General features: G+C 36.0%; 18 protein-coding genes. 5 read left to right on the forward strand and 13 right to left on the reverse strand.

Annotation, left to right across the window (positions count from 1 at the left end; genetic code table 11):
- Positions 1–6 precede the first annotated feature (6 nt).
- Together glmM and abc-f are read left to right on the forward strand one after the other, a co-directional pair.
- Positions 7–1,371, forward strand: a complete 1,365-nt coding sequence (gene glmM / locus B8955_RS06095) for a phosphoglucosamine mutase (protein WP_084099350.1) — start codon at positions 7–9, stop codon at positions 1,369–1,371.
- A 306-nt stretch (positions 1,372–1,677) separates the two neighbouring features.
- On the forward strand, positions 1,678–3,282 hold the full coding sequence (gene abc-f, locus B8955_RS06100; protein ID WP_084099351.1) for a ribosomal protection-like ABC-F family protein: 1,605 nt from the start codon (positions 1,678–1,680) through the stop codon (positions 3,280–3,282).
- A 75-nt stretch (positions 3,283–3,357) separates the two neighbouring features.
- Here the strand turns inward: abc-f and B8955_RS07140 are convergent, their stop codons facing one another.
- From B8955_RS07140 to rpmH, 13 genes are all read right to left on the reverse strand, one after another.
- Positions 3,358–3,504, reverse strand: a complete 147-nt coding sequence (locus tag B8955_RS07140) for a transposase (protein WP_143238417.1) — start codon at positions 3,502–3,504, stop codon at positions 3,358–3,360.
- Positions 3,500–3,841 carry a transposase family protein gene (locus B8955_RS07145; protein ID WP_084099352.1) on the reverse strand — a complete coding sequence of 114 codons (342 nt, stop codon included), beginning with the start codon at positions 3,839–3,841 and terminating at the stop codon, positions 3,500–3,502. Before B8955_RS07145 ends, B8955_RS07140 begins: the two co-directional genes overlap by 5 nt.
- 209 nt (positions 3,842–4,050) lie before the next feature.
- Positions 4,051–5,007 (reverse strand): immunity protein Imm33 domain-containing protein, encoded by a 957-nt coding sequence (locus B8955_RS06110; protein ID WP_084099353.1) that lies wholly within the window; start codon positions 5,005–5,007, stop codon positions 4,051–4,053.
- Positions 5,008–5,102: 95 nt separating this feature from the next.
- Positions 5,103–5,603 (reverse strand): threonine/serine exporter family protein, encoded by a 501-nt coding sequence (locus tag B8955_RS06115; RefSeq protein WP_084099354.1) that lies wholly within the window; start codon positions 5,601–5,603, stop codon positions 5,103–5,105.
- Positions 5,600–6,376, reverse strand: a complete 777-nt coding sequence (locus B8955_RS06120) for a threonine/serine exporter family protein (RefSeq protein WP_234983539.1) — start codon at positions 6,374–6,376, stop codon at positions 5,600–5,602. The genes B8955_RS06115 and B8955_RS06120 overlap by 4 nt, the downstream gene beginning before the upstream one ends.
- Positions 6,377–6,738: 362 nt before the next feature.
- Entirely contained in the window at positions 6,739–7,731 is a 993-nt protein-coding gene (gene hutG, locus B8955_RS06125; protein WP_084099356.1) for a formimidoylglutamase, read from the reverse strand.
- Between the two features lie 454 nt (positions 7,732–8,185).
- Positions 8,186–10,087: a tRNA uridine-5-carboxymethylaminomethyl(34) synthesis enzyme MnmG gene (gene mnmG / locus B8955_RS06130; protein ID WP_084099357.1), complete on the reverse strand. Its 1,902-nt coding sequence runs from the start codon at positions 10,085–10,087 to the stop codon at positions 8,186–8,188.
- A gap of 18 nt (positions 10,088–10,105) precedes the next feature.
- Positions 10,106–11,497 carry a tRNA uridine-5-carboxymethylaminomethyl(34) synthesis GTPase MnmE gene (gene mnmE / locus B8955_RS06135; protein WP_084099358.1) on the reverse strand — a complete coding sequence of 464 codons (1,392 nt, stop codon included), beginning with the start codon at positions 11,495–11,497 and terminating at the stop codon, positions 10,106–10,108.
- Between the two features lie 212 nt (positions 11,498–11,709).
- Positions 11,710–12,927, reverse strand: a complete 1,218-nt coding sequence (locus B8955_RS06140) for a mechanosensitive ion channel (RefSeq protein WP_084099359.1) — start codon at positions 12,925–12,927, stop codon at positions 11,710–11,712.
- A gap of 233 nt (positions 12,928–13,160) precedes the next feature.
- Positions 13,161–14,249 carry an RNA-binding cell elongation regulator Jag/EloR gene (gene jag, locus B8955_RS06145; RefSeq protein ID WP_084099360.1) on the reverse strand — a complete coding sequence of 363 codons (1,089 nt, stop codon included), beginning with the start codon at positions 14,247–14,249 and terminating at the stop codon, positions 13,161–13,163.
- A gap of 17 nt (positions 14,250–14,266) precedes the next feature.
- Complete coding sequence (gene yidC / locus B8955_RS06150) at positions 14,267–15,106, reverse strand: membrane protein insertase YidC (protein WP_234983540.1); 840 nt, start codon at positions 15,104–15,106, stop codon at positions 14,267–14,269.
- An 18-nt stretch (positions 15,107–15,124) separates the two neighbouring features.
- The gene (gene rnpA, locus B8955_RS06155) at positions 15,125–15,478 is read right to left on the reverse strand and encodes a ribonuclease P protein component (RefSeq protein ID WP_084099361.1); all 354 of its coding nucleotides are present in this window, start codon (positions 15,476–15,478) and stop codon (positions 15,125–15,127) included.
- A 50-nt stretch (positions 15,479–15,528) separates the two neighbouring features.
- Positions 15,529–15,663 (reverse strand): 50S ribosomal protein L34, encoded by a 135-nt coding sequence (gene rpmH, locus B8955_RS06160; RefSeq protein ID WP_084099362.1) that lies wholly within the window; start codon positions 15,661–15,663, stop codon positions 15,529–15,531.
- Positions 15,664–16,217: 554 nt separating this feature from the next.
- Between rpmH and dnaA the strand changes: the two genes are divergently transcribed.
- The 3 genes from dnaA to B8955_RS06895 all read left to right on the forward strand — a co-directional run bounded on the left by dnaA (position 16,218) and on the right by B8955_RS06895 (position 19,095).
- Positions 16,218–17,570, forward strand: coding sequence for a chromosomal replication initiator protein DnaA (gene dnaA / locus B8955_RS06165; RefSeq protein ID WP_084099363.1), 1,353 nt, complete (start codon positions 16,218–16,220; stop codon positions 17,568–17,570).
- 163 nt (positions 17,571–17,733) lie between these two features.
- A complete protein-coding gene (dnaN, locus tag B8955_RS06170; RefSeq protein ID WP_234983541.1) occupies positions 17,734–18,891 on the forward strand; it encodes a DNA polymerase III subunit beta in 1,158 nt (385 codons plus the stop codon).
- 36 nt (positions 18,892–18,927) lie between these two features.
- The gene (locus B8955_RS06895; protein WP_159444446.1) at positions 18,928–19,095 is read left to right on the forward strand and encodes a hypothetical protein; all 168 of its coding nucleotides are present in this window, start codon (positions 18,928–18,930) and stop codon (positions 19,093–19,095) included.
- The last annotated feature ends 108 nt before the right edge of the window (positions 19,096–19,203 follow it).

Raw genomic sequence — 19,203 nt, forward strand, 5'->3', positions numbered from 1 at the left:
AATATTATGAGAAAATATTTTGGAACAGATGGTGTACGTGGACAAGCAAATAGCGAACTAACACCTGAGTTAGCGTTTAAACTCGGACGTTTCGGTGGTCATGTGCTTATGCAACATGCTCCTGAAGATGTGGAACATCCACGTGTCCTAGTCGCTCGCGATACACGAATTTCTGGACAATTATTAGAACATGCCTTAGTTTCAGGCCTTATGTCAGTTGGAGTAGAAGTTTTATTATTAGGAATTATTCCAACGCCTGCTGTCGCTTATTTAACACGAACAACAGGTGCCACAGCAGGTGTCATGATCTCTGCTAGTCATAACCCAGCGCCAGACAATGGGATTAAATTCTTTGGTAGCGATGGTTTTAAATTATCTGACGCCCAAGAAGAAGAAATCGAAGCTTATTTAGATAAAGAAACAGACGACCTTCCTCGTCCAAGTGCTGAAGGACTAGGTACTGTTATTGACTATCCTGAAGGTACCGCTAAATACATGGAATTCTTACGTTCAACTTTGTCTCAATATTTAGATGGTATTAACGTCACATTAGATGCAGCAAATGGGGCAACTGCTCCAATCGTAGCTCGTCTATTCGCCGACTTAGAAACAGATTTCGATACAATTGGTACAAGCTTTGATGGTTTAAATATTAACGATGGCATTGGTTCTACTCACCCAGAAGCATTATCAGCTAAAGTGGTAGAAAATGGTGCGGATGTTGGTTTAGCCTTTGATGGTGATGGTGACCGTTGTATCGCTGTCGATGAAAAAGGAAATATCATTGATGGTGACCACATTATGTTCATTTGTGGTAAATACTTAAATGACCGTGGTAAATTAGATAACAAAACGATTGTCTCAACCGTGATGAGTAACTTAGGTTTCCATAAAGCAATTGAAGAAAATGGTATGGAAGCTCCTCAAACTAAAGTTGGTGACCGTTATGTCGTTGAAGAAATGCGTAAAAATGGTCATATTTTAGGTGGCGAACAATCTGGTCATATTGTGTTTATGAAACATAATACAACGGGTGATGGTCTATTAACAGGTATCCAATTATTAAATGTCATGAAACAAACTGGACGGACATTATCTGATCTAGCTAGCGAAATGACCTCTTACCCACAAGAACTTGTTAATGTCCGTGTCACTAAAGAAGGAAAACAAGCCGCTATGGACTCTGAATCCGTTCAAGCCGTGATGAAAGAAGTTGAAGAAGAAATGGCCGGTGATGGTCGTATTCTTGTTCGTCCAAGTGGTACAGAAAACTTACTTCGTGTCATGGTAGAAGCAACTACCGACGAAAAAGCTTTAGACTATGCGAACCGTATTGCTGATCAAGTTCGTGAAGAATATGGTGTAGAATAAAAGAATCATTTCTTGGCTCTACAATATATAGGACTGATGACACAACCCCTTAAGATGGCTATCAAAGTATTTCCCAACCAGTGAAAACTGTACATGTTACACTGGTTGGGAAATACTTCATTAGGCCTTAAAATAATTGTACAAACTTTTAAGAATGGGGTGAGACCATGGGACATATCAATAATAAGAAAAGTCGTTTCGAACAAATAGTTCGCTCCAAGTTTGGAGTTCAATCTCCTGAATTAGATGTTAAAGAGATTTAAGGGAGAAGATTCCTTTTTCTCCCGCTAATTTAGGAGGATAATCATGGAATTTGTAAATGTTTCGAAGCTCACAAAATCGATAACTACAAACCAGCTATTTGATAATGCTAGTTTTAGTATTCAGGATAACGATCGTATAGGTATTGTTGGAAGAAACGGTACTGGGAAAACTACTTTACTTGAATTGATAGCTGGAATAACACCAGCAGATTCAGGCACAATTACTTGGAAAAATGATTTGTCTGTAGGGTTACTTCAACAAACCCCATCTTTCGACCCAAACAAATCTGTTTTATCTATATTAGAAAGTAGTTTTAGTGAGCTCAACTATATTCAGGATAAGATGCGCGAGCTTGAATTTAAAATGACTAGAGACCAACCGGCCATACAAAAGATAATACAAACTTATGGCGAAATACAAGAAGAATATATTCAAAAGGGTGGCTATGAAAAAGAATATAAAATTGATGAAGTGACAACAGGTCTAAAAATAGAAACAATCATTGATAGTACTTGGCAAGACCTATCAGGGGGAGAGCGTGCTAGAGTTGTTTTCGCAAAGCTCTTGCTAGAAGAACCAGATTTATTACTATTAGATGAACCTACAAATCACCTAGACTTTGAATCATTAGACTGGTTGAGTAACTTTATTCATCAATATCACGGAGCTGTCCTTGTTGTCTCCCACGACCGTTACTTTTTGGATAAAATGGCAGACACAATATTTGAAATTGATAACCAGAATATATATATTTATCCTGGAAATTACACCAATTATACTAAGGAACGTGAAAAGAGAGTTTTATCAGAGTTTCAAGCCTTCCAAAACCAACAACGAAAAATTGACCGTATGAAAGAACAAATTAAACAATTAAGAAAATGGGGGAACCAAAAAGGTAATCCCAAACACTTTCGTAAAGCAAAAAGTATTGAGAAGGCTCTAGCAAAAATAGAATTGCAACACAAACCTCAAAGCGAAAATATAACTGACGCTCAACTAAATATGTCCAAAGAAAAAATAGCCAAAAAACTTGTTTCATTAGAAAATATATCTAAATCATATGATAAATTACTTCTTTCTAACATTAATCTTATTGTCAAAAGAAACCAAAGGCTAGCTATTATAGGTAGTAATGGCGCAGGAAAATCAACATTATTAAAAATCATTCTAGAAGAAGTGATGCCTGATGAAGGAAACGTAAAAAAATACGAAGACATGAATATCGGTTATCTACCTCAGTTCCCTTTTGAAGGTGTTGATAAATCTACTGTCCTAGATGTTTTTCGGTCTCCTTTTCAAATTAGTGAACAAGAAGCCCGTAATAAATTAGCAAAATTTTTATTTTTTGGAAATGAAGTTCATAGAACCATCGCATCACTAAGTGGTGGCGAAAAGATGCGTCTAAAATGGGCTCAGTTGCTTAACCAAAATTTAGACTTGTTAATTCTAGACGAGCCCACCAACCATTTAGATATTGAAGCTAAGGAGACAATCGAAGAAATTTTGACTGACTATTCAGGTAGTATAATAGCTGTATCCCATGACCGTTACTTTTTAGATAAGATTTGTAATTACACATGCTTATTGAAAAATAATACATTACTAATCTACCCTGGCACCTATAGTGACGTCATAAGTAAAGTTTAATTAGATAAGATGTCTCAATTAGTACTCTGCATTATACGGAACTGACCAATGAGTTTAGAAAGGAAGAAGTAGCGTTTAAGCTGCTTCTTCTTTTATCATCCCTTGATTATTATGAATAAATAATTTAGTGGTTAGAAGTATACGACTGACATAGTTTGAGTGATTTCTATAACCATATGAAATTCGTTTGAGTACTTTCAATTTATTCTTTAGTTCTTCAATTGGACCGTTTAACGATTAGATTCTTTAAACGTTTAGAAATGAAACAATTCTCGCCTACAATAGGTGTTTGGGTAGTGAGATAAGACTGGCATTCCTTGCAGTAAAATCGCTGCTTCTGAATCTTCAGATACGTAGGCATCGCAGAAATTTGAGGTAGCGTGATAGTGGATATTTTCGTTCCGTTCTTCACGATATTATAATCTGGTTTCACTGAATCGCAGGTTGGGCAATGACTAGGTTCATAGACTAACTTCCCGTAATAAAAAAGAGCGTTTTGTCCGCGAAATTTACATTTCTCAAATTTAGATTCACTAAATTCAATGTTTTGGTCTTTCATTGTAAGGTAAAATTGATAATATTACTCATATGAGAGGTCCTTTCCTTTGCTTCATTTGGTTGTGGTTAACTTAATGATAAAGGAGGACCTCTTTTTCGTGCAATAAAAATAGGACTAATGACTATTTTGTCATCAGTCCTATATATTGTAGAGCCCGTTACTTAAACGTTAAAAAACGCTTCTAATTTTTCAGAAGCGTTTTTTAATCATTATGACTCGCGATAGTGGTTAAGCAATTGACTAAACTGATCAGCAATCAGTTGGTTGTCATGTTGCCAATACCATTCATACATGGCTTTCCCATAGCGAATAATTTGTAATTCTGCCAAATATTCCGGATTATCACGACGTTGCTCATATGTCGCAATGAACTGTTTGATTTGTTCTTGGGCAATATGAAACTTATCATAAAAAATATTAACAATCAGATTCCGTCGTGTTGCCCATTCTAATGGGACTTCTGCATTACGATTAGCAAGATATCCTAACAATAATCCAGTCATAACATATTGATCATTAGTTGTCGGTAAAGTTTTCAACGCCTTTTGCCAAATTTCAACTAAATCAGAAACTTCTTTTTTAGCATCTGCCAACAACTTCAAATCTGCCACCGATAAATGAGAAGTGGTCTGATCAATAGCTGACGCGTTAGTTGAAAATGCCGCTTGCGATTGTTTAACCATCGCATCTCGTTCCTCAGCGCGTGCAATTAATTCCTCATTAGTTGGTAAATTGGCTACCAATTGTGTTCGTTGACTGTCAGAAACCACTTGTGGGCGTTGATAATTCGGAAAATGCTGTTGAAATTTTGGCGAAGTGGTCGGTAAGTCATTAAATCGATGTGCTAATTCGACCCGTTCCAACGTATCATTATAGACAAAATGCTTGTCTCCAGCGTAATCATAAAATTGAAAATCAGCACCTACAGGGTACCAATAAATGCCTGTTACTAAAGGCTCGATATTAAAGATTTCTTCAATTGCCACCATCACAAAACTTTCTTCAGGATTAATGGTTGCTTGAGTATCTTTATCTGATAAGAAACGCCAACCACTATCACTTGGAATTAAGGGTTTTTCTCGCCATGCCCAGAGGATATGGCCATCTTCCTCTAGCAATTTACGAGACGTTAAACAATTTCCTGCTTTAGGTATCGTCTTTTCCATCAATGGGCCTCCATTTGAAGCATATCAATTCATTACATGCTTTCTTTTTATCCTTTATTAACCATCATATCATAAGTTATTTCACTAAAAAATATTTATCGTGACTTGTTTTTCGTATATTTTCGTAACGGAATCATTCGATTTTTACGAATAAATTTAGGTCGTTGTTGGTTATATTTAATATTTACAGCTGAATCAATCGTATATACTGCCAAAGCAATTGCTAAAGCAGTAAACATGGTTGTCCCAAGCTCTTGGAATCCAGAAGTGGTTTCGCCCTGAATAAAAGCTAAAGCTGTACGGTACATACCACCACCAGGAACTAACGTGAAGAATCCTGGTAAAAAGAATAAAGTGACCGGTTTATGATACCGTCTTGCCATTTTATGTGACAACCAAGCAATGACTAAACTTGCTAAATATGTCGCTACAATGATATTAATTCCTAATCCATTTAGTAAAATCAAGTAAACAAACCATCCGCCAACAACAACAATTGGCACCTTAAACATTAAATTCTTAGGCGCTTCTAGAAAGATAGCACATACAATCGAAACTAAATAGGCACCAATTAATTGAAAAATAAATGCCATCATAATATCGTCCCCCGCAGTAATGATAAGGCGATGGCAGCACCTAGAGCAATCATTAATGCATCGAGAAATGCTTCCATCGCTCTGGCACCACCAGCAATATAATCTTCCCTAAAAATATCCCGAAGTGAATTCGTAATCGCTGTTCCTGGAACCATCGGCATTAACGTCGATACCGTCACAATATCTGTACTAATCGAATGTATTACAAATAAATGAAGTAAAAAAGAAACTAATGTGACAACAAATGCTTGAAAAACATTAGAAATACCTGAATTAATATAATACCGATCAGTTAAACGTATCAACAGAGCGAGTATAATGCCGTTGATAGTTGCCGCAATTAAATCAACCAAACTTCCTCCAAACAACACACTGAAAGAAGCCGCTAAACCTACAATCGCAAAACTTTGTTCCAAACGATTATATTGCGGTTTTTGCTGCTTAATCTCTAATAATTGTTGGTAAGCTTGGTCAATATTGATTTTATTACTCGTTAACTGACGAGATACTTCATTCACTAAAGCAATCTTATTTAAATTAGTAGATTTTGAATTAATTCGTTTTATCCCTGTAAAACTACCATCTATAAAACTAGGATCGTCTAGCGTCGCATAAAGGGATGTTGAAAACGAAACAGCAACGGCATAAGCCGCATTAGAAGACGTTAGAATACGGTTCATCGTATCCTCCACCCGATAAGACTCCGCATTACTCTCCGTCATAATTTGCCCAGCCAATAGCGCCGTCTCTAACATTTTTTTATGTTGGTTCAACTCACCACACCTCTCTCCTATACTAGAATAGTTTAACATAATACAAAAAAGGGTGAGAACATTTGCGATTAGCTCCTTGATTTTGGAAGAAACCACCCAACAAAAAGACCGAAGCCTTTTTGCTTCGGTCTCCTCTATATTTTTACCTTAAACAAAGTGCATCGTTTGTAAGATGAATAAACCAATTCCACTCTAGGTAAATAGATTGGACTGCTCATTGAACCCCCTCCCTTAGTAACCGTTTTCTTCATGATAGCAGTTTCAAAAGTAAATGCAAGAATTTTTTATATTGAGCAAGTACTTTCAATAATAACAAAAATAAAAGCCTGAAACCATCTGTTTCAGACTTAGTAAGTATTTTATTACCGATAATTTTTAGCAATAATTTGCGTTAAATAGAAAATATAGGTAGCTGCAAGATTGGACGTGTGATTATCAATATCGTGTGATGGAGAAGTTTCCACTAAATCAAATCCAACAACTTTGCCAGTAGCTGCGATATGTTCAATAATCGCTAACGTCATTTGCGGATCATTTCCTAATGATTGAATTGCACTCACACCAGGTGCAAATGCTGAGTTAAATGAATCCATATCAATCGTTAAATAAATTTTTTCCATATCAGCAATTTGGTTATCAACCCAATCACGAACTGTTTGATAATCGGCTTTAAATAAGTCTTGTGACGTTAGGAAATCAATATTATCGGTTTTCGCCACAAAATTAAAGAGGTTAAGATTATTACTATGTTCTTGAATCCCTAAAACAATATATTTAAAGTAATCATCTAATTTTTTGTTCAAATCGTGCATTTGTCTAAAACCAGTTCCTGAATTTGGACCTGATTTATCATAAGGACGTAGATCAAAATGGACATCAAAGTTAACGACACCTAAGTCCGGTTTAGAAGCTTCCAAACCTTTTTTTAAGCCTTGATAATGCCCAAAAGCTGTTTCATGTCCGCCACCAATAACAATTGGGAATAAATTAAGTGACATGACGCGTTCTACGGCTGCACTTAAACTATCTTGTAAATCTTCCATTGTACGATTAGGGCCATCAATATCTCCACAGTCATAAACGAGGACATCGCGACCTAAGTGCCATGGTAATTTTGCTAATTGGTAACGAATTTCTCTTGGCCCTTCAACAGCACCAGGACGACCATTATTAATATAGACACCTTTATCTGATTTAAAACCAATTAAGGCAAAATGCATGTCGTCAAATGGTTCCAATGACTCGTCATTTAAATCGAGTAATTGAATTCTATTTCCCCATTTAGCGGTATACAATTGATCATCTGGAGCTTGTAAATAGCTATATGGCCGTGCTTTACGGTAATCTCGTAACATTTTGTCCGCTCCTTTGTTAAACATGATTCTACTTGCATTATAATCCTATTGATATATAAAGCAAGGTGAATGAATTATAGCGCGTTTCTTCACACCCTGTTTAGTCGGGTTCGTATCTCCAGACTTGACGTTCTTTCGCATTTATCCTCTGTTTGTTTTACAAACTCCGGTTAAATGTCTCCAAGAAGTCAAGTCTAAACGGCGCTACTCACACCCTGTTTAGTCGGGTTCGATAAAGCAGCCATGGCATGCGTTTCCCAAAAGCCTCCAATTTCTTAGCAGAAATCTTCGGTTTTGGTCCAACGTTCCATGGCTAACCGCTTTTTCTCACACCCTTTGTAGTCGAGCTCTAAAGCACAACCACGACTGCGTTTCCCTAAAGAGCTCCTTCTCTCTTACAGAGAGAAGGAGCTTTTAGGTCCAACGACCGTGGTTAACCGTGCTTTATCGCATCCTATTTTATGCGAGCAATTTTTCCGGCTTGTAAATAAACCATTAAAATTGAAACATCGGCTGGATTGACACCAGATACTCGACTAGCTTGGGCTAAGGTTCTTGGGCCAATTTCTTTTAGTCGTTCTCTAGCTTCGGTTGCTAAGCCATCGATAGCATCCCAATCAATGTCTTCAGGAATCGCTTTTTCTTCCATACGATGAAGTTTATCAACTTTTGCTTGGGCTTTCTTAATATAACCATCATATTTAATTTGAATTTCGACTTGCTCACGCACTCGACGTGGAATATCTTGGTCAGCTGGAGCAAATTTTAAAATATCGTCAATGGTTAATTCTGGGCGTTTTAATAAGTCAGCTGCAATAAACCCATCTTTTAATCGAGCTGAATTTTTACTTTCTAAATAGTTTTGTAAATCTTCAGTTGGTTTTAAGCGAACACGATTTAAGCGTTCAATTTCTTCATCAATTAATTCTTTGTCAGCGATAAATTGTTGGTAACGTTCATCATCTACTAATCCCAGTTCTCGACCACGCTCAGTTAAACGTAAGTCAGCATTATCATGACGTAGTAATAAACGATATTCAGCACGTGATGTTAGTAAACGATAGGGTTCTGTCGTTCCTTTTGTAACTAAGTCATCAATCATTACACCGATATACCCTTCATCACGACCGATAATGAATGGATCTTCACCTTTAATTTTAAGCGCTGCATTAATACCAGCAATCAATCCTTGGCCAGCCGCTTCTTCATAACCGCTTGTTCCGTTAGTTTGGCCAGCTGTATAAAGATGGCTCACTTTTTTTGTTTCTAACGTCATTTTTAATTGGTTAGGACGAACCACATCATATTCAATGGCATATCCTGTTCGCATAATACGAGCATCTTCTAGACCTTTAACGGTTTTAAGCATATCAGCTTGGACATCTTCAGGTAAAGACGTGGACATTCCTTGAACATAAATTTCTTCATTATTTAACCCTTCAGGTTCTAAGAAAATTTGATGTTTCGGTTTATCCGCAAAACGCACAATTTTATCTTCGATAGATGGGCAATAACGGGCTCCCACACCTTCGACAATACCAGTAAACATTGGCGCTCTCTCTAGATTTTCTCTAATAACTGCATGAGTTTTTCCATTCGTATATGTTAAATAGCATGGAACTTGATCAACTAATGGCAAATACTGATCATCTTTACTTAAGAAAGAAAAATGATGAGGGGTTTCATCGCCTGGTTGAATTTCGGTTTCATCATAATGAATGGTGCGTTTATCAATCCGTGGTGGTGTTCCCGTTTTGAAACGGGTAATATCAAACCCATATTTATCTGCCATATTTGCTGTTAATTTTTCGGCTGCTTGTGAGTTATTTGGACCAGAAGAATATTTCAATTCGCCAATAATAATTTCCCCACGAGCAGACGTTCCAGTCGTTAAAATGACTGCCTGACTACGATAGATGGCTCCTGTTTGCGTGATAATGCCTCGACATTCATCATCTTCAATAATTAAATCTTCAACAATTCCTTGACGTAACGTTAAGTTTTCTTGTTGTTCAATTGTATGACGCATCGTTTTAGAGTAATCTTCTTTATCCGCTTGGGCACGCAATGCTCTAACAGCAGGGCCTTTCCCTGTATTTAGCATCCGCATTTGAATATACGTTTTATCGATATTACGTCCCATTTCGCCACCTAAGGCATCAATTTCGCGAACGACCACTCCTTTTGCTGGACCACCTAGGGAAGGGTTACATGGCATAAAGGCTACCATATCGATATTAATCGTCACTAATAATGTCTTCATTCCCATACGTGCACTAGCCAATGCCGCTTCACTACCAGCATGACCAGCTCCAACAACAATGACATCAAAATTTCCCGCTTCGTAAGTTTGCATATCATCTTCCTTTCTATATTATTTTCCGAGACAGAATTGACTAAATAGTTGATTTAATAACTCGTCTGGTGCGCCTTCACCAACAATTTCACCAAGTAATTCCCATGCTCGTGTAAAGTCAATTTGAATTAAATCAACTGGCATTTCTTGAGCAATTCCGGTATTGACATCATCTAAGGCTTGAGAGGCTTTTTGTAGTAAATCAATATGACGGGCATTAGAAACATATGTCGCATCCCGTTCACCCGTTTGACCACTAAAGAATAAATCAGCAATCCGTTGTTCTAAATCATCCATACCTTCAGAATTTAGAATTGATGTCGTAATAATTTCCTCACCTTCTGCAAATTCCAAGATATCTTCTGGTTGTAACTTCGTTGGTAAATCGGATTTATTAAATAAAATGATTCGTTGATTTTGTTTCGTTAACTGCAACAATTCTTTGTCCATTGTCGTCAGTGGTTCACTTTGATTTAAAATTAAAATGACGAGGTCAGCTTCTTTTAACGCTTCTCGACTCCGTTCAACCCCAATTTGTTCAACAATATCTTCGGTATCACGAATACCAGCCGTATCAATTAATTTCAGTGGAACACCGCGAATACTCATATATTCTTCAATTGTATCTCGAGTCGTTCCTTCGACTTCAGTAACAATGGCTTTATCTTCATGTAATAGAGCATTCAATAAGCTAGATTTTCCAACATTTGGACGTCCAATAATAGCCGTTTGAATTCCATCACGTAATATTTTTCCTTGTTTCGCTGTTTGTAACAATTGATCAATTTGGTCTTTAACCATCGTCGTTTTTTCTTGTAACAATTGTAAGGTCATTTCTTCAACATCATCATATTCTGGATAATCAATATTCACTTCAACTTGTGCTAACGTATCCAAAATATCCTGACGGAGTCGTTTAACGAGATGAGATAAATTACCGTCTAATTGTTTAACAGCCATATCCATCGAACGGTCTGTTTTCGCACGAATTAAGTCCATTACCGCTTCTGCTTGGGTCAAATCAATCCGTCCATTAAGAAACGCACGCTTCGTGAATTCACCTGGTTCCGCCAGATGAGCACCCTCTCTTAGAACCAATTCTAAAATGCGATTAGTAGCGACCATTCCGCCATGACAATTAATTTCAACAACATCTTCACGGGTAAATGTTTTTGGTGCCCGCATCACACTAACCATTACTTCATCAATCTCTTGCCCATCATAAGGATCAACAATATGTCCATAATGGATAGTATGTGACGGTTGTTTCGCCAGTTCTTTACGTCCCATACGATAGACCTTATCAGCAATAGCGACGGCATCATCTCCTGATAAACGAACAATGCCAATTGCCCCTTCTCCTGGTGCTGTTGAAATAGCTGCAATGGTGTCAAATCCAGCGGTCATCATATTGAAAACTCCTCTCTTCATAATTTTTCCATTTAAAAAAGTGCCTAGACTATCCCCGTATGGAAATAGTAGACACTTTGACTGCCAAATATATAATTCTTTGTTATTATAGGGGATTTTTTTCGCAAAGTAAACTATTAAAACTTAATATTTCCCTAAATAAAAAACGACTAGGACATGATATCCTAGTCGTTACAGACACTTTAATCAGATTAACGTGTCATTTTGTCATCTGATTCTGAATCAATTTTGTGGTCTAATTTGTCTAATTGTTTACGAGCAAAGTCACGGCCACCTAAACCAAATGATAGGGCAAACGCAACAGCTAAACCACCAATGATGAATAAGAATGCTGTATTAACAATGCTTGAAGCAAAGTCTAATTGTTCTAAAGCCATGAATACTGCAAAAACAGCGAAGATAGCTTTAACAATTTCAGCAATCCATTTAGAATGTGTGTTTTCAGCAATGAAGTTTCCTACGAAACGTCCACCGAAGATACCTAATCCTAAAATAATTAAAGCAATTAATACATTAGGGATGTAGGCGATTAATGCTGAACCAACTGTATTTAAAACATCTAAGTTTAAAGCATTTAATGCTTCAACAGTGAAGAATAGACCAATAACAACTGACACAACTTGGCCAATAATTTTAGCGAAGTCTACAGGTTTTGTAGAACCTTTTTCTTCAACGTATTTAGATAATTCATTAATACCAGTACCATCTAATAAGCTAGTAACTAATTGACCAACAACTTTTGCAATTACCATACCTACAGCTACTAAGATAACAGCAACTAAGATATTTGGAATAACAGATAATACTGTATTTAATAATTCAACAATTGGGTTCGTAATTGATTCAATACCTAATGCTTCTAAACCAACAATTGCGATTGGGATAATCACTAAGGCAAAAACAACATTTCCTAATGCGTTAGCAACAGGTGTTTTATGTCCAGATGATTTAGAACCAGTAAATTTGTTAACGTAACGATCAACATTAACCGTTGTTGCTAAGTTAACAGCTAATTGTTTCACGATGCGAGCAACAAAGAAACCAATAGCAAAAATAATACCAGCAATAAATAATTTTGGAATAAATTGTAATACCGTATCCGTCATGTTACGGATTGGATCAGCAATTGATTGTAAACCAAATGTATCAAAAATTCCTGGTAAGAAGAATACCCATACTAAGTAGTAAAGCACTTGAGCGATTGATTCAATAGTGTTTGTTGCACTTTCATTTGAATCCGCTACATTCCAACTTACTAATCTGTCTTGTAAACCAGCGGCGCTCGCTGCTTTAACGACTGCTTTTTTCACTACTTTGGCAAGTGCCCAAGCAATGATAATCAATACAATTCCAAATAAAATGGTTGGAATTGCAGATAATAGGTCTTGACCTAACTGTGTAAAGTCCATTATTTTTCTCTCCTTCTTTCTGTAAAATTTCAAAATAATACCTATAGTCCAATAGTAAAGAATTCCTTAAATCAACTCAACTAATATGGTCTTAATTTCTTAAATTTCTTTAAATACACTATGATTTAGAACAATTATTGTACTATAGAATTTGTTATTAACTGATATACGCTGTTTTAGACACAAAAAAAGTGCCCTGAACAATGATTCAAGGCACAAAAATCGTTTTTTTATTAATTGACATATTTAACCACTAAATAACGATGAGGTTCGCGACCTTCAGAGTGAGTAGAAATATGTTGATAACGAGCTAATTGAGAATGGACAATTTTCCGTTCAGATGCAGGTAATGGATCTAAATAAACAGGTTCTTGCGTTTCTGTTACTCGGTCCGCAGTTTTGCGAGCTAAATGTTCCAACGTTTTTTCGCGCCGTTCACGATAATCACCAACATTTACCATCACATGGACACGATTACGCACATGACGATGTGTTAACACTTTAGCTAGTGTTTCTAGTGAATTGATAATTTTACCATGTTTACCAATAACCAAACCAGGTTTATCCGTATTTAAATGATAAATGATTTCATCACCATAATCTTCAACATCTACGGTAATAGGTGCAAGGTAAGCGTCGCAAACATCCATTAAATAGCGAGCGACTTTTTCAATATTTTCGACTTCAGAAGCTGATTCTTCTTCGTCGCCTTCATCAATCGTCATATCATTAGACGGTTCTGATTCAGCCATTACTGGTTCTTGAGTTTCTTCATGATTGGCATCATCAGATACAGTATCGACATCATTTTCAGCGGTTAAATCACCAGCAACGGCTCCCGAAACATCTAGAGAGTCTTTGTCATCATTAGGATCTGACAAATCGCCTTCTTCAGGATTGACTACTCCAGAAGGTTCTTCGTCATCTGATGTCACAACACTAGGATTGTCAACGACTGCCACTGATTCATCATCTGTTTGAATCGCTGCAGAAGTCTCTTCATCATCTAAAACAATGACATCTTTATCAGTATCGACTGTTTTTCCTTCATTAAACATATCTGTTTCTTCAATAGTAGCCGTTGATTGTGTCGCTGGTTTTTCAACGCCAGTTGTTTCACGAGTTGTATGAACATCTTCCGCTTCAGGAGTTTCTGGGAAAGTCACTTCAATAATGGCATCTTTAGCACCAATTCCTAATAATCCTTTACGATCGCGTTGAATGATATCAATTTGTACCATACTACGTTCAACTTGATATTTTTCTAATGCTTGACGTACAGCCTCTTCAAGTGTTTCCGCCTGAAATTTTTCTTTTTTCATGACGATCCTCCTAATTCTTATCGTTTACGTGGGTGACGTTTGGCTTTTTCTAATCGACGTTGTAAATCACGTTTTTTACGTGCTTCTTCTTCTCGTGCTTCACGTTTTTTATATGGGTTATTTAATAGTAAGGTTTGAATAATCATAAATCCTGTACTTGCTACCCAGTATATCGCAATTGCACTAGGTAAAGAAACCCCCATAAATAGAATTAATAGTGGCATAATCCACTGCATTACGGCACCTTGACTTGGATTAGGGGTACCAATCATCATTAACTTAGAATTATACCAAGTTAATAGAGCGGCAATTATCGGTACGATAAAATAAGGATCTGGTTGGCCTAATTGCATCCATAAGAAATGACTATGTGAAATCACTTCTGTCCGGCTAATCGCTTGATACAATGCCATCAAGATTGGTAACTGAATAATTAAAGGTAGAAAACTAGCAAACGGATTATAATCATATTTTTCATTTAATTTGGCTAACTCAGTTTGTAGTTTTTCTTGCGTTTCAGGGTCTTTAGAAGAGTATTTTTGTCGCAACTCTTGCATTTCTGGTTGGACAATTTGCATCTTCTCAGTTGTTTTATTTTGATAAATAGTTAATGGGATTAAAATAATTCGAATAATTAAGGTAATAACAATAATCGCTAAACCATAATTATCACCTAATATGTCAGCTAACCAAATAATAAAACGTGACAAATTATAAATAATGCCACGATCCCAAATTCCAGTTGAATTTTCGGTAATTGGTTCGCGGACTGATTGGCCACAAGCTGCTAAAAATAACGATACACTAGCAATCAATGCCGTTAATCGCCACATGCGTTTGTTAGTCTTTAATTTCACGATGATATCCTCCGCTAATTATGGATGACTAGGGTCTTCTGTAAATAGATGGCTCAGACGCATCACATGGATTAAACTGCTCTTCACTTCAGCCGTTGACATTTTATCAGCGGGTTTACGAGCAATCACAATAAAATCAACATCTGATTTAATATAGGGCTTCAACTCATAAATTGCTTGGCGAACTTTACGCTTCACTGCGTTTCGATGGACAGCATTTCCAATTTTCTTCCCAACAGAAATACCAATTCGAAAATGAGCTTGCTCTTTTGGCAAATGATAAATGACAAATTGTCGATTCGCTTTACTTTTGCCATGATTAAATACCATTGAAAAATCTTGTTCTGATTTCACACGATATGACTTACGCATCTTTCATTTGCCCCCTATAAATACAAAAAAGACCACAGCGTTCTGTGATCTTATCTAGAAATAACTTTTCTTCCTTTACGACGACGAGATTTTAGAACGCGACGTCCATTTTTTGTTTGCATACGTTTACGGAAGCCATGAACTTTACTACGTTTACGTTTTTTTGGTTGATAGGTTCTTTTCATTATAGTTGCACCTCCTATGTTCTTCTACTGCGTTAGTTAGATAACGCGACTATAATAGTATAATTTAAAATTTGGTTGAATTCAATCATTTTTTCAAATTTTAACACTCACAATCGTTATTTTAGCACAGTTTTTACCACTAAACAATTGCCATTTTAGCTTAAACGTCATCCCCACCTGTGTAAAAATCATAAACAGTCCTGTTAATTTACATTTATTCACATGTGATTATCAACACCTCATACACAGACTTTTCCAACTATCCACAAATTGGTAAAACTTATACACAGCTGTGCATAACAAGACAAATTCCCTTTCTTTAAAGGTTTATTTAACGAATTTTTATCCACAGATAAAAAGAAATGCACATTTTTTCTTTTGTTTCCCACAAGGTGTGGATAACTTTATCCTTACTTTGGGAAAAGTTTTTTCTTTTTCTCACATATCTGTGGAAAATTATCATCTGTTCATGTTAAAATAATGAAGCATCGGCTTGTGGATAATTTTAAACAAGCCTCTCGTTTTTATTATCTCTATAAAGGAGAATCAAAATTATGAAAGAAATGGAGCAGCTTTGGGCATATGTCAAGCAACATTTTGAAAAAGAACTGTCAAAAGGAAGCTTTGAAACTTGGATTTTAGCTTTAACGCCAACTGACTTTGATGGTAAAAACCTTCATATTAATGCCCCAAGTGAATTACACAAAAAACATATTGAAAATTACTATTTAATTACGATTAAACAAGTGATTTTCGAATACTTAAATCGCGAAGTGAATGTTTATATTCACCTCGAAAACTCAAATAATCATATTCAAATGGGAAATGGTGGGAATTCTTCTAATAGTAATACAGAAGTTATTCATAACCCTTCCAAGGACCAATTAAACCCTAAATACACTTTTGACAATTTTATTGTTGGTGAAGGGAATAAAATGGCTCATGCTGCCGCCCTAGCTGTAGCTGAAGGACCTGGACGCGATTATAATCCACTATTCTTCTTTGGTGGTGTGGGACTAGGTAAAACGCACTTAATGCAAGCAATTGGGCATGAAGTATTACGGATTAACCCAGAAGCACGTGTTAAATATGTCACTAGTGAAACATTCACCAATGATTTCATTAATGCGATTCGAACGAATACGACGGATCAATTCCATAAAGACTATCGGACCGTTGATATGCTATTGGTTGACGATATTCAATTTATTGGTGGAAACAAACAATCCACCCAAGAGGAATTTTTCCATACCTTTAATGCTCTTTATAACAATAATAAACATATTGTCTTAACAAGTGACCGTGATGCTAGTCAGATTCCTGAATTAGAGGATCGTTTAGTTTCCCGCTTTAAACAAGGATTATCAACGGATATTACGCCACCTAATCTTGAAACACGGATTGCCATTTTACGTAATAAAGCGACCGTTAATGGCTTAGATATTCCGGATGACACATTAAGTTATATTGCAGGTCAAATTGATTCCAATATTCGTGAATTAGAAGGCGCTCTAACAAGTGTTCAAGCTTATGCTGTCATGAATCAAGAAGATTTAACACCAAACATCGCCGCTAAAGCATTACGTTCTTATCAATCGAATCAACCAAAAACTGCACCTTCTATACCGTTTATTCAACAAACGGTTGCTCAATATTTCAATTTAGAAGTTGCGGACTTAAAAGGTAAGAAACGCGTGCGTACTATTGTTGTTCCGCGACAAATTGCGATGTATCTTGCTAGAGAAATTACCGAATCCTCTCTACCTAAGATTGGACAAGAATTTGGTGGGAAAGACCATACAACGGTATTACATGCTTATGAGAAAATGGCAGAAGAAGTCCAAAAAAATAGCGATATTCGTCGCGATATTGACAGTATTAAAAAATTACTGGAAAATAGTCATTAATTCGCTATTGTGGATAAAAGAGAAAGAAGATAAATTGTTTTCCACAAGTTATGCACATGTGGAAAACCTTTATCCATCCACTTTTTAGCCTTTTTCCACAATGTTAACAAGACCTACTATTACTATTATTTATTATTAAGAAGAATAAAAGGAGCTTACACCTATGATGAAATTTACGATTAATCGAAGAATCTTTGATCAAGCGTTAAAAGTCGTTGCTAAAGCTGCTTCTAGTAAAACACCAATTGATGTGTTAAAAGGCATTAAAATTTTAGCAACTAGTTCAGGTATTTTATTAACCGGTTCTGATGCCACAATTACGATTGAAGATTTTATTAGTTCAGATAATGATCAAAATCAATTAACGATTACTGAAAAAGGAGCTATTATTTTAGATAGTTCATTATTAAGTAGTTTAATTTCGAAATTACCTGGTGAACAAGTAACGTTAGAAGTCACCAGCAATTTCCAAACAGTGATTGCTTCTGGAAATTCAGAATATACTTTAAATGGTCAAAATCCAGATGATTACCCACGTTTACCAGAAATTGATCCTTACTCAACCTTTAAAATTCCAGGTAATCTCTTCAAAAAAGTGATTAATCAAACCATTATTTCCGTTTCAACGAATGAAATTCGTCCTATATTTACCGGAATTCATGTGGAATTAAGTAATAATGACTTAAAATTAGTCGCAACCGACTCTCATCGTTTAAGTCAACGAATTGTTCCATTAGAAAGTCCAAAAGATATTGGTGATGAGCCAATTGTATTAAATATTCCAGGAAACAGTTTGAGTGAATTAAAAAAAATTGTAAGTGATGATGAAGACATTGATATTCAAGTCACAAATAATCAGATTTTATTTAAAGTTGGTACGACTTCGCTATACTCTAATTTATTAGAAGGCATGTTCCCTAATACCGATAATCTATTAACGAATAGTGAAGATACGATTTTAGATATTTCTTCTACACAATTAATTTCTGCAGTTGCCAGAGCCAAAGTCTTACTCGCATCTGGCTCAAATAAAGTGGTTAAACTAGAATTAGATGAAAATAAAGTCGTTCTCTCTGGTCACTCTGCTCAAGTGGGTAATTTCGAAGAAGAATTGGACATTTTAGGTGCGGATGGTAATCCATTATCCATTTCCTTTAACCCTGATTACTTAGAATCTGCCTTGAAAACATTCGATGGCCAAGATGTTCGAATTAAATTCCAAACAGCATCTCGCCCATTCTTAATTGTGCCGAAAGAATCTGCAGATAGTTTCGAAATGTTGCAACTAATTACACCAATCCGTACACCAGGAAGTATGTAAGATAATATATATTAAAAATAGAAAGAAGCGTCAGAGATGAAAAATAAGTTAATTCCTATCTTTAGTATTATTACGGTCTTAGCAATGTTTAGTATTCAACAAATTGATGAACGACAAATGGTCTCTATTATTTTATTAGTGCTTATCACGATATTGAGCTTAGGTAGTATCATTTATTTAAGCAAATCATCTCATGATGACTAACTGGCGCTTTAAAGGCGAGTAAAAATTTTTATTAACAAACAACCCCCATAAAGTAGTGTCACTTTTTTAAGTCCTACTTTATGGGGGTTATTTTATGTAATATTTTAA

The sequence above is a fragment of the Aerococcus suis genome (genome assembly GCF_900176325.1).
Taxonomy (GTDB): domain Bacteria; phylum Bacillota; class Bacilli; order Lactobacillales; family Aerococcaceae; genus Aerococcus; species Aerococcus suis.

What these genes read in the sequence shown, in the direction of transcription:
- glmM (WP_084099350.1), top strand. Translation starts at nt 7, where the DNA reads ATGAGAAAATATTTTGGAACAGATGGTGTACGTGGACAAGCAAATAGC.
- abc-f (WP_084099351.1), top strand. Translation starts at nt 1,678, where the DNA reads ATGGAATTTGTAAATGTTTCGAAGCTCACAAAATCGATAACTACAAAC.
- B8955_RS07145 (WP_084099352.1), bottom strand. Translation starts at nt 3,841, where the DNA reads ATGAAAGACCAAAACATTGAATTTAGTGAATCTAAATTTGAGAAATGT.
- B8955_RS06110 (WP_084099353.1), bottom strand. Translation starts at nt 5,007, where the DNA reads ATGGAAAAGACGATACCTAAAGCAGGAAATTGTTTAACGTCTCGTAAA.
- B8955_RS06115 (WP_084099354.1), bottom strand. Translation starts at nt 5,603, where the DNA reads ATGATGGCATTTATTTTTCAATTAATTGGTGCCTATTTAGTTTCGATT.
- hutG (WP_084099356.1), bottom strand. Translation starts at nt 7,731, where the DNA reads ATGTTACGAGATTACCGTAAAGCACGGCCATATAGCTATTTACAAGCT.
- mnmG (WP_084099357.1), bottom strand. Translation starts at nt 10,087, where the DNA reads ATGCAAACTTACGAAGCGGGAAATTTTGATGTCATTGTTGTTGGAGCT.
- mnmE (WP_084099358.1), bottom strand. Translation starts at nt 11,497, where the DNA reads ATGATGACCGCTGGATTTGACACCATTGCAGCTATTTCAACAGCACCA.
- B8955_RS06140 (WP_084099359.1), bottom strand. Translation starts at nt 12,927, where the DNA reads ATGGACTTTACACAGTTAGGTCAAGACCTATTATCTGCAATTCCAACC.
- jag (WP_084099360.1), bottom strand. Translation starts at nt 14,249, where the DNA reads ATGAAAAAAGAAAAATTTCAGGCGGAAACACTTGAAGAGGCTGTACGT.
- rnpA (WP_084099361.1), bottom strand. Translation starts at nt 15,478, where the DNA reads ATGCGTAAGTCATATCGTGTGAAATCAGAACAAGATTTTTCAATGGTA.
- rpmH (WP_084099362.1), bottom strand. Translation starts at nt 15,663, where the DNA reads ATGAAAAGAACCTATCAACCAAAAAAACGTAAACGTAGTAAAGTTCAT.
- dnaA (WP_084099363.1), top strand. Translation starts at nt 16,218, where the DNA reads ATGAAAGAAATGGAGCAGCTTTGGGCATATGTCAAGCAACATTTTGAA.
- dnaN (WP_234983541.1), top strand. Translation starts at nt 17,734, where the DNA reads ATGATGAAATTTACGATTAATCGAAGAATCTTTGATCAAGCGTTAAAA.
- B8955_RS06895 (WP_159444446.1), top strand. Translation starts at nt 18,928, where the DNA reads ATGAAAAATAAGTTAATTCCTATCTTTAGTATTATTACGGTCTTAGCA.